General features: G+C 72.7%; 10 protein-coding genes. 7 read left to right on the forward strand and 3 right to left on the reverse strand.

The window, feature by feature from the left end:
• The first annotated feature begins 35 nt into the window (after positions 1-35).
• The 6 genes from J7523_RS04930 (at position 36) to dnaG (ending at position 8,727) form a co-directional block, all read left to right on the forward strand.
• Complete coding sequence (locus J7523_RS04930) at positions 36-1,655, forward strand: ABC transporter permease subunit (protein WP_291883014.1); 1,620 nt, start codon at positions 36-38, stop codon at positions 1,653-1,655.
• Positions 1,655-2,593 (forward strand): sugar ABC transporter permease, encoded by a 939-nt coding sequence (locus J7523_RS04935; RefSeq protein ID WP_291883017.1) that lies wholly within the window; start codon positions 1,655-1,657, stop codon positions 2,591-2,593. Before J7523_RS04930 ends, J7523_RS04935 begins: the two co-directional genes overlap by 1 nt.
• The gene (locus J7523_RS04940; RefSeq protein ID WP_291883020.1) at positions 2,590-4,422 is read left to right on the forward strand and encodes a glycoside hydrolase family 13 protein; all 1,833 of its coding nucleotides are present in this window, start codon (positions 2,590-2,592) and stop codon (positions 4,420-4,422) included. The genes J7523_RS04935 and J7523_RS04940 overlap by 4 nt, the downstream gene beginning before the upstream one ends.
• Positions 4,419-5,225, forward strand: a complete 807-nt coding sequence (locus tag J7523_RS04945; protein WP_291883023.1) for an AAC(3) family N-acetyltransferase — start codon at positions 4,419-4,421, stop codon at positions 5,223-5,225. Before J7523_RS04940 ends, J7523_RS04945 begins: the two co-directional genes overlap by 4 nt.
• 162 nt (positions 5,226-5,387) lie before the next feature.
• Complete coding sequence (locus J7523_RS04950) at positions 5,388-6,671, forward strand: deoxyguanosinetriphosphate triphosphohydrolase (protein WP_291883027.1); 1,284 nt, start codon at positions 5,388-5,390, stop codon at positions 6,669-6,671.
• Positions 6,672-6,723: 52 nt separating this feature from the next.
• Positions 6,724-8,727 (forward strand): DNA primase, encoded by a 2,004-nt coding sequence (gene dnaG / locus J7523_RS04955; protein ID WP_291883029.1) that lies wholly within the window; start codon positions 6,724-6,726, stop codon positions 8,725-8,727.
• Positions 8,728-8,749: 22 nt separating this feature from the next.
• Here the strand turns inward: dnaG and J7523_RS04960 are convergent, their stop codons facing one another.
• Positions 8,750-9,466, reverse strand: coding sequence for an SDR family oxidoreductase (locus tag J7523_RS04960; RefSeq protein ID WP_291883030.1), 717 nt, complete (start codon positions 9,464-9,466; stop codon positions 8,750-8,752).
• 138 nt (positions 9,467-9,604) lie between these two features.
• On the opposite strand from J7523_RS04960, the gene J7523_RS04965 reads away from it, so the two are divergent.
• Positions 9,605-9,973: a helix-turn-helix domain-containing protein gene (locus tag J7523_RS04965; protein ID WP_291883032.1), complete on the forward strand. Its 369-nt coding sequence runs from the start codon at positions 9,605-9,607 to the stop codon at positions 9,971-9,973.
• Between the two features lie 39 nt (positions 9,974-10,012).
• Here J7523_RS04965 and J7523_RS04970 read toward each other — a convergent pair whose 3' ends face one another.
• Both J7523_RS04970 and J7523_RS04975 read right to left on the reverse strand, forming a co-directional pair.
• Positions 10,013-10,810: a transglutaminase-like domain-containing protein gene (locus tag J7523_RS04970; protein ID WP_291883036.1), complete on the reverse strand. Its 798-nt coding sequence runs from the start codon at positions 10,808-10,810 to the stop codon at positions 10,013-10,015.
• Between the two features lie 256 nt (positions 10,811-11,066).
• Positions 11,067-12,683 (reverse strand): beta-1,3-glucanase family protein, encoded by a 1,617-nt coding sequence (locus tag J7523_RS04975; RefSeq protein WP_291883039.1) that lies wholly within the window; start codon positions 12,681-12,683, stop codon positions 11,067-11,069.
• Positions 12,684-12,700 lie beyond the last annotated feature (17 nt).

The following is a 12,700-nucleotide window of genomic DNA, read 5'->3' on the forward strand; positions in this document are numbered from 1 at the left end:
TGATCAGCGTCGATCCCCGCACGGAGTGACCCCCCATGACGGACACGTCAACCCGCCCCACCACCCGAACCCCGTCGGGGTCCGCCCCACCCGCCCGCGCGGCCCGCACGTCGTGGTGGGGCCGGCAGGACATCACCCGCGGCTTCTGGGTGAAGCTCGCCCTCGTCGCCCTTGTCGACGCGCTCGGCGTCTACGGCGTCCTCGCGGCCGGCGCACAGAAGCAGTGGGGCATCGTCGCCTTCCTCGTGGTCGCGCTCGTCGCCGTCAACGTCGTCTACTTCTCGAAGCGGATGCTGCCGGCCAAGTACCTCGTGCCCGGCCTGCTGTTCCTGCTCGTCTACCAGGTGTTCGTGGTGCTCTACACGGGCTACACCGCGTTCACGAACTACGGCGACGGCCACAACTCGACGCAGGCCGACGCGGTCGAGGCGATCCTCGTGCAGAACGAGGCGCGCCTCCCGGACTCGCCCGCGTACCCGCTCACGGTGATCAGTGACGGCGACCAGCTCGGGTTCGCAGTCGTGGACGGCGACGGCGCCGCGCAGATGGGCACCGCCGAGGAGCCGCTGCACCCCGTGGACGCGCCGATCGAGAACGGTCACGTCGCGTCCGTGAACGGCTGGATCACGCTGTCGTTCAACGACATCCTCGAGCAGCAGGCCGAGGTCTTCGCGCTGCGCGTCCCGATCTCGCAGGACCCGAACGACGGCAGCCTGCGCACGCCCGACGGCTCCACCGCCTACGTCTACGGCTCCACGATGGTGTGGGACGAGGAGGCGCAGACGATCACCGACACGTCGCGTGACATCGTCTACACCGCCGACCAGGACAAGGGTGCGTTCGTGTCGCCCATCGGTGCCCAGCTCGGCACCGGGTGGAAGGTCCGCGTCGGGCTCGACAACTTCACGACCGTGTTCACGGACTCCTCGCTGCGCGGCCCGTTCGTCGGCGTGCTCATCTGGACGTTCGCGTTCGCGATCCTGTCCGTGGCCACGACGTTCGCGTTCGGCCTGTTCATGGCGATCGTGCTCAACCACCCGAAGGTGCGCGGCCGCAAGATCTACCGCTCGCTGCTCATCGTGCCGTACGCCTTCCCGGCGTTCCTCACGGCCCTCGTGTGGCAGGGCATGCTCAACCGCGACTTCGGGTTCGTGAACCAGACGCTGCTCGGCGGCGCGCACATCCCGTGGCTGACCGACCCGTGGCTCGCGAAGATCTCCGTGCTCGTGGTCAACCTGTGGCTCGGGTTCCCGTACATGTTCCTCATCTGCACGGGTGCCCTGCAGTCCATCCCGTCCGAGCTCTACGAGGCGGGCAAGATCGACGGCGCCAAGCCGTGGCGGCTGTTCCGGTCGCTGACGATGCCGCTGCTGCTCGTGTCGACCGCGCCGCTGCTCATCGCGTCGTTCGCGTTCAACTTCAACAACTTCAACGTGATCTACCTGCTCACCGAGGGCGGGCCCGACGACCTGTCGGCGCCGGTCGACGTCGGCGCGACGGACATCCTCATCACGTTCGTCTACCGCCTCGCGTTCGGCGGCGTGAACCGGCAGTACGGCCTCGCCTGCGCCGTGTCGATCCTCATCTTCGCCATCGTCGCCTCGATCTCGGCGGCCACCTTCCGCAAGACGCGTGCACTGGAGGACCTGATCTGATGGCTGCCGTCGACACCGCCCTTCCCACGCGGCGGGGCAAGAAGGCCACGGTCGGTCTCCCCGGCCAGAACGACGTCAACCCGCACGGCCTGCGCTGGTGGCGCGAGCTCGGCTGGCGTCACGTCGTCACCTGGGGCGCGCTCGCGTTCGCGTTCATCCCGATCCTGTACGTCGTCTCGTCGTCGCTGAACCCGACCGGGTCGCTCACCGGGTCGAACACGCTGTTCAGCTCGATCTCGTTCGACAACTACGTCGACCTGCTCACCGACCCCGTGCACCCCTACGCGCGGTGGTTCTGGAACACCCTGATGATCGCGAGCGTCACCGCGCTCGGCACGGTCATGATCGGCGCCGCGGCCGCGTACGCGTTCTCGCGGTTCCGGTTCCGTGGCCGGCGCGGTGGGCTCCTGTCGCTCCTGCTCGTGCAGATGTTCCCGCAGATGCTCGCGTACGTCGCGATCTTCCTGCTGCTCGTCACGCTCAAGGACGTGTTCCCGGCGATCGGTCTCGGTACGCGCCTCGGCCTCATCCTCGTGTACCTCGGCGGCGCGCTCGGCGTGAACACGTACCTCATGTACGGGTTCTTCAACACGGTGCCGCGCGAGCTCGACGAGGCCGCCAAGATCGACGGCGCGAGTCACGCGCAGATCTTCTTCACGATCATCCTGCGGCTCGTCGCGCCGATCCTCGCGGTCGTCGGCCTGCTGTCGTTCGTCGGGGTGTTCTCCGACTTCCTCATCGCGTCCGTCGTGCTCGTGGACCCGAACAGCCAGACGCTGCCTGTCGGCCTCTACCAGTTCGTCAGCCAGCGGTTCTCCGAGTACTGGGGCGTGTTCGCGGCCGGTGCCGTGCTCGCGGCGATCCCCGTCGTGCTGCTGTTCCAGTTCCTGCAGCGCTACATCGTGTCGGGCCTCACCGCCGGGTCGGTGAAGGGATGAGTCTGCTGGAGCAGCCGCACCACGACGGCTCCGAGCTCTACGTCCCGGCCGGCACCCCCGCGCTCGGCGACGTGGTCCCGGTCCGGTTCCGGGTCCCCGCGTCCGGCACCGAGCGGGCCGTGTGGGTCCGCACCGTGCGGGACGCCGAGCCGCGCATGGTCGAGGCGCGCCTCGACCGGTCCGACGAGCACGAGCGCTGGTACGTCGCGGAGATCCCGGTGCACAACCCGGTGACGCAGTACCGCGCGCTGCTCGACGAGCCGGGCGGGTACCGCTGGCTCAACGGGCGCGGCACGCACAGCCGGGACGTGGGCGACGCCGCGGACTTCCGGCTCACGGTGCATCCGCCGGCGCCGGAGTGGACGTCGAACGCGGTCGTCTACCAGATCTTCCCGGACCGGTTCGCGCGGTCCGGGGCGTCGGTCGACTTCCCGGACTGGGCCGAGCCGGCGCAGTGGGACGACGAGCCGATCGGCCGTGGCCCGTCGACGCCGGTGCAGCTCTACGGCGGCGACCTGCCCGGCATCGAGCAGCACCTCGACCACCTCGAGCGGCTCGGCGTCGACACCGTGTACCTCACGCCCGTGTTCCCGTCGCGGTCCAACCACCGCTACGACGCGACGAGCTTCGCGCACGTCGACCCGCTGCTCGGCGGCGACAAGGCCCTGGTGTCGCTGAGCGCCGCGCTGCACGCGCGCGGCATGCGGCTCGTCGGCGACTTCACCACGAACCACACGGGCGTCACGCACGAGTGGTTCCAGCACGCGCTGCGCGACCAGAGCTCCGAGGAGGCCGGCTTCTACTACTGGGACAAGGAGACGGACCTCGGCTACGCGGCCTGGCTCGACGTCCCGTCGCTGCCGAAGCTCAACTACGGCGGCGGGTCGCTGGCGAGGCGCATGGTCGACGGGCCGGACTCCGTGATCGGCCGCTGGCTCGAGCCGCCGTTCTCGCTCGACGGGTGGCGCATCGACGTCGCCAACATGACGGGACGGTACGGGCCGGACGACTTCACGCACGAGGTCGCCCGGATGGTGCGCCGGACGATGACGGTCGCGAACCCCGATGCCGTGCTGGTCAGCGAGCACTTCCACGACGCTGGCCCCGACCTGTCCGGCGACGGCTGGCAGGCCAACATGAACTACTCGGCGTTCACCAAGCCGCTGTGGACGTGGCTCGTGGACCCGGCCACGACGCTCGACTTCCTCGGCATCCCGACGACGATCCCGCGCCGCGGAGGGCGCTCGGTCGTCGAGACCATGCGGGAGTTCGACTCGACGGTGCCGTGGAAGGTCACCGCGCGGCAGTGGAACATGCTCGGCTCGCACGACACGCCGCGCCTGCGGACCGTCGTCGGCGACGGGGCGCTCGTCGGCGTGGCCGCCGGGCTGCTGTTCACCTACCCGGGCACGCCCGCGTTGTTCGCGGGCGACGAGGGCGGCGCGACCGGCACCAACGGCGAGCACGGCCGAGTGCCGATGCCGTGGGACCAGATCGCCGCGGGCGGCGGCGACCGGTGGGACGCGTCGACGTTCGAGCTGTACCGCGGGCTCATCGCGCTGCGCCGGTCGAGCCGTGCGCTGCGCGAGGGCGGTCTGCGGTGGGCGGTCGTGGAGGACGACGCGCTCGCGTTCCTGCGCGAGACGGCCGACGAACGCGTGCTCGTCGTCGCAGCCCGGGCACCGTGGGCCGGTGCGCGCCTGCCGCGGCACCTGCTCTCTGGCGAGGTCGCCGAGCGGCTGTACGGCGACGGAGTCCTCGACATCCGCCCCGACGGGCTGCAGGTCGGCGGCGACGGTCCGGGCGTGCAGGTGTGGCGTCTGGCATGACCGAGCTCGTCACGCAGGCGGACCTGGTCCGCGACCTGCGGGCCCTCGGTCTGGCAGCCGGGTCGGTGGTGCTCGTGCACGCGAGCCTGTCTCGGCTCGGGGCCGTCGCCGGGGGCGAGCAGGCCGTGGTGCTGGCCCTCGAGGAGGTGCTCGGCCCGAACGGCACGATCGTCGTGCCCACCCAGTCGTGGCACCTGTGCGACCCCGCGTACCTGGGGGACCCGAGCGTGCCGCCGGACCGGTGGGACGCCGTGCGCGCGGCCCTGCCCGCGTACGACCCGGCCTGGACGCCGACCCGCACGATGGGCGCGGTCGCCGACGCGGTCCGCACCAGGGTGGGCGCGATCCGCTCGGCGCACCCGCACCGGTCGTTCGCCGCCGTCGGGCCGCTCGCGGGCCGGGCCGTGGAGCGGCACGACCTCGCCGACCCGGTCGGGGAGGGCTCGCCGCTCGCGGCGCTGTACGCGCTCGACGCACGCGTGCTGCTGCTCGGCGTCGGGCACGACAAGAACACGTCGCTGCACCTCGCGGAGGCCCGCTCGGGCCTGCCCGTCACGACCGTGCCCAACGGCGCGCCCGTGCTGGTGGACGGGGTGCGCCGCTGGGTCGCCTTCGACGAGCCCGTCGTCGACGACGCGGACTTCGTCGAGGCCGGGGCGGCGTTCGCCGCGGCCCGCCTGGGGGAGCGGCACGGGGTGGTCGGGCACGCCGACGCGCGGCTCATGCCGGTGCGTGCGCTCGTCGACTTCGCCGGCGACTGGTTCCGGCGCACGCGACCGCGGCGGCCGGCACCGGTCGGCTGACCCGTCAGCGCCCCAGAACGCCTCCTCCTGCTCGGGGGTGTACCCGTCCGGCATCCCGGACCGGTCGACACCGATCGCACCGTGCACGGCCGCGCCCACCGACGAGGTCGGGGCGGCGGGGGCCAGCCGCTGCACGGCGGCGGTCTCGTTACGCTGGACCCCGTGACCGCCCTCGAGACCCTCGACATCGACGGCTACGTCGACGCCGACCGGGCACGGTGGGCGCCCGAGGCCCCCAAGTCGCGCGAGCGGACCGCGTTCGAACGCGACCGCGCCCGCCTGGTGCACTCCTCGGCCCTGCGCCGGCTCGGTGCGAAGACGCAGGTGCTCGGCCCGTCGTCCGACGACTTCGTCCGCACGCGCCTCACGCACACGCTCGAGGTCGCCCAGGTGGGCCGTGAGATCGGCAAGGTGCTCGGCTGCGACCCCGACGTCGTCGACACCGCGTGCCTCGCGCACGACCTGGGCCACCCGCCGTTCGGCCACAACGGCGAGCGCGCGCTCGCGGAGCTGTCCAAGGGGATCGGCGGGTTCGAGGGCAACGCGCAGACGTTGCGGCTGCTGACCCGCCTGGAGCCGAAGGTCGTCGGGCCGGACGGCCGGGCCGTGGGGCTCAACCTCACGCGCGCGTCGCTCGACGCGTCGGTCAAGTACCCGTGGCGGCACGGCCAGGGCCCGGTGTCCGCGGCGAGCGGCCGGCCGACGCACAAGTTCGGTGTCTACGAGGACGACCTGCCGGTGTTCACGTGGCTGCGCGAGCAGGCGCCCGACGGCCGCAAGTGCCTCGAGGCGCAGGTCATGGACCTCGCCGACGACATCTCGTACTCGGTGCACGACGTCGAGGACGCCGTGGTCGGCGGCCGTCTCGACCTGTCCGTGCTCGGGCGGCCGGACGAGCGTGCGCGCGTGGTCGACGCGGTGCAGACCTGGTACGGCGACACGGTCGACGACGCGGGACTCCACGCGGCGATGGACCGGCTCGTCGCCGCGCAGCTGTGGAGCACCGGGTTCGACGGGTCGCGCGGCGCGCTCGCGATGCTCAAGGACGCGACGAGCCAGCTCATCGGCCGGTTCGCCAAGGCCGCGCAGCAGGCGACCCGCGCGCAGTACGGACCGGGTCCGCTCACGCGGTACGCCGCGAACCTGGTGGTCCCGCTCGACACGACCGCCGAGATCCTGGTCCTCAAGGGGCTCGCGGTCGCGTACGTCATGGCGCCGCGCGAGCTCGAGCCGCTCTACCACCGGCAGCGTGAGGTCCTCACCGACCTGGTGCGCGTGATGTCCGAGCGAGCCCCGATCGCGCTCGAGCCGCCGTTCGCGGCCGACTGGCGCGAGGCGGCGGACGACGCCGCCCGGCTGCGCGTCGTCATCGACCAGGTGGCCTCGCTCACGGACGTGTCCGCGGCGGACCTGCACGCGCGCCTGGTTCACCCGCCCCGGCACTGACCCGCCTCCGGACCGGTCCGGTCGGCCCCCTGCGGACGCCTAGACTCACGGCGTGGCGGGACGCATCGTGCGCGAAGACGTGGAGGCGGTGCGGGAACGCGTCCGCATCGAGGACGTCGTCGGCCAGCACGTCACGCTGAAGACGGCGGGCGTCGGCTCGCTCAAGGGCCTGTGCCCGTTCCACGACGAGCGCTCCCCGTCGTTCCACGTCCGGCCGCAGGTCGGGCGCTACCACTGCTTCGGCTGTGGCGAGGGCGGCGACGTCATCTCGTTCGTCCAGAAGGTCGACGGGCTCGGCTTCGCGGAGGCCGTCGAGTACCTCGCCGGCCGGGTCGGCATCCAGCTGCGCTACGAGGACGGCGCGGCGCCGCGCACGGGCGAGGAGCCGGGCCGTCGTCGCCGGCTCCTCGACGCGCACCGGGTCGCCGAGGAGTTCTACCGCGAGCAGCTCAGCAGCCCCGGTGCGGCCGCAGGCCGGGCCTTCCTCGCTGAGCGCGGGTTCGACCGCAGCGCCGCCGAGCAGTTCGGCGTCGGGTTCGCGCCGCAGGGCTGGGACGGGCTGCTGCGGCACCTGCGCGGGCGCGGTTTCACCGAGGCGGAGCTCACCGCGTCCGGGCTGGTCAGCCAGGGACAGCGGGGCATCTACGACCGGTTCCGCGGCCGGCTCGTCTGGCCCATCCGCGAGGTGACCGGCGAGACGCTCGGGTTCGGCGCGCGTCGCCTGTTCGACGAGGACCAGGGCCCCAAGTACCTGAACACGCCCGAGACCCCGCTGTACCGCAAGTCGCAGGTGCTCTACGGCATCGACCTCGCGAAGCGGGACATGCAGCGCGACAAGCGCGTGGTGGTCGTCGAGGGCTACACCGACGTCATGGCGATGCACCTGTCGGGTATCGGGACGGCCGTCGCGACGTGCGGCACCGCGTTCGGCTCCGACCACGCACGCATCGTGCGCCGGCTGCTCGGCGACTCCGGCTCGACGAGCGGCGTGCAGCTCGCGTCCGGCACGTCGGTCGGCGGCGAGATCATCTTCACGTTCGACGGGGACGCGGCGGGCCAGAAGGCCGCGCTGCGGGCGTTCGGCGAGGACCAGTCGTTCTCCGCGCAGACGTTCGTCGCGGTCGAGCGGTCCGGCATGGACCCGTGCGAGCTGCGCCAGGCCAAGGGGCCCGACGCGGTGGTCGCACTCGTGAGCTCGCGCACCCCGCTGTTCGAGTTCGTCATCAGGTCCACGCTCGCCGCGCACGACCTGTCGACGGTCGAGGGGCGGATCGGAGCGCTGCGTGCGGCCGCCCCGGTCGTGGCAGGCATCCGGGACGCCGCGCTGCGGCCCGAGTACACGCGCCTGCTCGCGGGGTGGCTCGGCATCGACGACCTCGACACCGTGCGGCGCGCGGTCGCTGGGGCGTCCAGGGCGCCGTCGCGGCCCACTGACCAGCGTCCCACCCGCCGCGACGGCGGACCAGGACGCACCGACGGTCCGCCCGGACGCGGCGACGGACCGCGCCGGGACGGCTCCCCGGGACGCGACGAGCCCGTGCGGGTCCCCGTCTCGCGCATGCCGGTGCCCGACCGCCGGGACCCCGTCGCGCAGATCGAGCGGACCGCCCTCGAGGTCGTCCTGCAGCAGCCCGCGCTCGTCCCTCTCGAGTTCGACGCGCTCGCCGCCGACGCGTTCGCCGCGCTCGCGTACCGCACCGTGCACGAGGCCGTGAGGGCCGCCGGTGGCGTGGCCGCCGCCCGCGAGGTCCAGGCGGCGGCCGGGGGAGCGGCGACCGGGTGGGTCGGGTTCGTCACCGAGCAGGCTGCCGAGCCCGTGAAGGCGCTCGTCACCGAGCTCGCCGTCGCGCCGCTGCCCGAGGACCGCCCCGAGAGCCTGCCGAACTACGTGCGCGGCGTGGTCATGAGCCTCATCGAGATCGGGTACACGCGGCACATCGCCGAGCTGCGCGGCCGCCTGCAGCGCATGGACCCGGCCGCCGACGGGTACCGCGCCGCGTACGCGGAGCTCGTCGAGGTCGAGGGCCGCCGCCGGATGCTGCGCGAGAGCGCCTGAGCCGACCGCGCGACGTCGTCGCCTACCGCAGCCGCGCGCCTCCCTCGACGTGGATCGTCTCCCCGCTGACGAAGCCGGCGCCGAGCAGCCAGACGACGGCGTCCGTGACGTCGTCGTTCGTGCCGGTGCGCCCGACGAGCGTGCCGTCCGCCGCGCCCGCGAGGAAGGCGCCCTTGCCGTCGCCGAGGCGGTCCCAGCTGCCGGAGTCGACGATCCCGGGGGACACGGCGTTGACCCGCACGGGCGCGAGTTCGGCCGCGAGGTGCTGCACCGCGAACGCGACGGCGCCGTTGGTGATCCCCATGACCGTGTAGCCCGGGGCGGGGTTCCACGCCGCCACGCCGGAGAACAGCACGATCGAGCCGTGCGCGGGCAGGCGCGGCGCGGCGTGCTTGGCGACGAGCAGCGGCCCGACGACCTTGGCCTCGAACGCGGCGACCGTCCGTGCGTGGTCGAGCTCGGTCACCGGCACGTTGTGGTGGGCCGACGCCGTCACGACCACGTGGTCCACGGCGCCGACCTGGTCGAGGGCCGCTGCGATGGTCGCCTCGTCGCCGACGTCGATCCGCACGGCTTCGGCCCCGGCGAGCCCGTCGGCCGCGGCGGTGGCACGGGCGGCGTCGCGGGCCCCGATGATCGCGGTGGCCCCGGCCTGCGTCACCGCTCGCGCGATCGCGAGACCGAGGTCGCGCGCGCCTCCGACGACGAGCACGCGCTGACCGTGCAGGTGCTGGTACATGGTGGTCTCCTCTCGGCGGCGCGAGGGGTCGGACATCGGCGGCGGGTGCCGCCGGCGGCGCCGCCACCAGCGACGGTATGGTTTCGATACCGGTTACTTCAACGAAACCGGGACCGCGCGACGAAGGGAGGGGCCGGCATGGGCAAGGCCTACGACGTCATGGCCGCGACGTGCCCCAGCCGGACGGTGCTGCACCGCATCGGCGCACGGTGGACCGTCTTCGTCGTCACCGCGCTCGCCGACGGGCCGATGCGCTTCACCGAGCTCAAGGCCCGGATCGAGGGCATCACGCCGAAGGTCCTCACCGAGACGCTGCGGGCCCTGGAGACCGACGGGCTCGTGCACCGGGCAGCGCTCGGCGGGAGCCCGCCGCGCGTCGAGTACTCGCTCACCCCGTTGGGCCGGTCGCTGTGGGTGCCCCTGCAGGCCGTGCGCGACTGGGCCGAGACGCACGTGCCGGAGATCCTCGACGCGCAGGCCCGCTCGGAGGCGGCCGTCGGCGGCTGAGCGACCTGCCGGTGCGCGTCGTCCCCGTCGGGCCCGGCGTCAGCGCAGCGCGACGGCCCCCGTGCCGTCGTCGACCGGCAGCGTGTGGTGGTACGCCGCGGTGACCGTCATGGCCCGGATCGACAGCGACCCGCCGTAGTAGGACAGGAACGCCGTGTCCGTCGCGTCCCGGCCGGTCGCGATGCGCAGGAACGTCGGCCGCGGCGCGAGCCGGGTCGCGTCGACCACCTGCCACGCACCGTCGACGTACGCCTCGGCGACCGCGTGGAAGTCCATGGGCTTGAGGCCCGGCGCGTACACGGCCGCGAGACGTGCCGACACGTCCTTCGCGCGCAGCAGCGCGACGACGAGGTGCGCGAAGTCCCGGCACACGCCGCGGCGCTTGAGCAGCGTGTCCGTCGCGCCGTCCGTCGGCAGGCTCGAGCCCGACAGGTACGTCACGTGCCCGCTGACCCACGCGACGACCGCGTCGAGCAGCTCGGCGCCGGACAGCCCGCCGAACTGGTCGCGCGCGAACGCGAGCAGCCGGTCGGAGTCGGCGTACCGGCTGGGTCGGCGGTACTCGACGAGGTCGACGTCCTCGATCGCCGGAAGGTCCGCCTGCCCGGTCACGGTCGCCTGGTAGTCGACGACCACCCGACCCGCCGGGGAGAGCACGCGATGGGTGCGGCCGCCGTGCGGGCCCTTGATCTCGACGACGTCGAGCGGGCCGTCCTCGTGACGCACCGACAGCAGCTCGGTGCGGTCGTAGGACCCGTCGGCGACGGCGATCTGCAGGAGCATCTCGAGCGGGGCGCGCACGTCGAGCGAGAGGTGGGAGGTCACGGTGCGCAGCACGGCCGCGGGGTCCTTTCCCGGCCGTCGGTGGCCGGACCATCAGGGGGAGCAGCGCAAGTGTGAGGCCCACCCGGTCATCCGTCCAGTCCGTGGACGGGTCTCACCCTCGACCGGTCCCGCGAGGCGCACGACGGGGCCTCGACGGCTCACCGTCGAGGCCCCGCGCGCATGCTCGTCGCCCCCTTCCGGACGTCTCCGACGACGGGTGGGGCGCTCCGTCCGGCACGGGGTGGAGCCCGTGCCGGACGGCCTCACGTCAGCTGTGCAGCGTCCACCTCTGGGCGCCGGTGCCGTTGCAGTCCCAGATCTGCACCTGGGTGCCCTTGGTCGTCGACGCGCTCGGGTTGTCGAGGCAGCGGCCGGACTGCGGGTTCTTGTACGACCCGTTCGCCTGCGGGAGCCAGACCTGCGCGCCCGTGCCGTTGCAGTCGTACAGCTGGACCTTCGTGCCGTTGCCGGTGCCGCCGCCCGCGATGTCGAGGCACTTGCCCTGGACCCGCAGCGTCGAGCCCGCCTCCTTGAACGTCCACTTCTGCGCGACGGTGCCGTTGCAGTCCCAGATCTGGATCTTGTTGCCGTTGGCCGTGCTCTGCGCGTCGTTGTCGAGGCACATCCCGTTGGCGTTGGTGATGGACCCCGCGGTCCCGCCGCCCGTGTCGCCACCGCCCGTGTCGCCACCGCCTCCACTGCTGCCGGTGAACGGCTGGATCACGAGGCCCGCGGCGGACGGCGAGCCGTCGTTGACGAGGGACTCGAAGTTGCCGACGTCGTCGAACGCGAACGCGTACGCCTTCCCGTCCTTCATGTTCTGGTGCACGATCCGCGCGTACTGGTTGGCGGGGTTGCTCTTGTAGAACTGCGACGCGTCCGTGCTGGGCTGGGTGTCGACCGTGCCGAGCGTGCCGCGGTTGAGCGCGGCGCACAGCGTGCGCGCGATCGGTCCGACCACGGTGTCGTTGGGTGCGAGCAGGGCACCGTCGCAGCCCCACACGTCGGCGCTGCTGGGCCGGTTGAACTGGGCGACCTGCCCACCGGACCCGTTCGTGAACGTCATGACGGTGCCCGACGTCCGGCCGTAGTACCTGGTGCCCGGCTGGTCGGCGAACGGCACGACCGTGAGCGTCTTGCCCGTGTACGCGCTCCACGCGGACGCGATGTACGAGTCGAGGTACGTGGTGCTGAGCAGACCCGCGCCGGCCGCCTTGCCGGGCGCGAGCACACGGAGCACGGTGCCGTCCGACCGGCGCACGACGGTGTTCGCCCAGCCGCTCTGCGCGGCGATCCCGTTGATCGTGCTGTCCCGCCCGTTCGCGACCAGCTCACCGGACTTCCGCGTGCCCGACGCGCCGGTGACGGTGACGGTGTGCGGGACCGCGAACATGTCCACCTGCGAGCTGTTCAGCCACAGGCCGGCGTCGTTGTAGGTGAGCTCGCTCCAGTCGAACAGGATGTTCTTGTTCGCGTCGCCCGACGACCACGGCGCGGGCTGCACGAGCCCGTCGGGCGTCAGGAAGAACTTGAGCTTCTCGCCAAGCGAGAAGTACACGCGGCCAGAGATGCCGCGCGGCAGCTGGATCGTCGTGCTGGCACCGTTCGCGGGCCCCGCGATCGCGACGTCGGGTGCGGCGGTCGGCGGGTTGCCGCCCGCGGGCCACGGCGTGAACGTGCCGCCCGCGGTGACGTAGCCGAGGCGACCCGTGCTCAGGTTCGTGCCGAGCACGTACACGTAGACGGCGTCGGTGCGGCCGCTCGAGTTCGTGATGACGAACGGCAGCCGGTCGGGGCCGACCGCCTCTGCTGCGGGTGCCACGGCGACCGCCGTGGACGCCGCGACGACGAGCGCACCCAGCGCTCCGAGCAACCTGCTCCTCATAGGCCTTGCTCCTTCTT

Origin of the sequence: Cellulomonas sp. (assembly GCF_017744555.1) — a bacterium.
Lineage (GTDB): Bacteria > Actinomycetota > Actinomycetes > Actinomycetales > Cellulomonadaceae > Cellulomonas.

Coding starts and splice junctions, on each gene's coding strand:
- J7523_RS04960 (WP_291883030.1), bottom strand. CDS start 9,466: ATGTACCAGCACCTGCACGGTCAGCGCGTGCTCGTCGTCGGAGGCGCG.
- J7523_RS04930 (WP_291883014.1), top strand. CDS start 36: ATGACGGACACGTCAACCCGCCCCACCACCCGAACCCCGTCGGGGTCC.
- J7523_RS04945 (WP_291883023.1), top strand. CDS start 4,419: ATGACCGAGCTCGTCACGCAGGCGGACCTGGTCCGCGACCTGCGGGCC.
- J7523_RS04940 (WP_291883020.1), top strand. CDS start 2,590: ATGAGTCTGCTGGAGCAGCCGCACCACGACGGCTCCGAGCTCTACGTC.
- J7523_RS04965 (WP_291883032.1), top strand. CDS start 9,605: ATGGGCAAGGCCTACGACGTCATGGCCGCGACGTGCCCCAGCCGGACG.
- J7523_RS04935 (WP_291883017.1), top strand. CDS start 1,655: ATGGCTGCCGTCGACACCGCCCTTCCCACGCGGCGGGGCAAGAAGGCC.
- J7523_RS04975 (WP_291883039.1), bottom strand. CDS start 12,683: ATGAGGAGCAGGTTGCTCGGAGCGCTGGGTGCGCTCGTCGTCGCGGCG.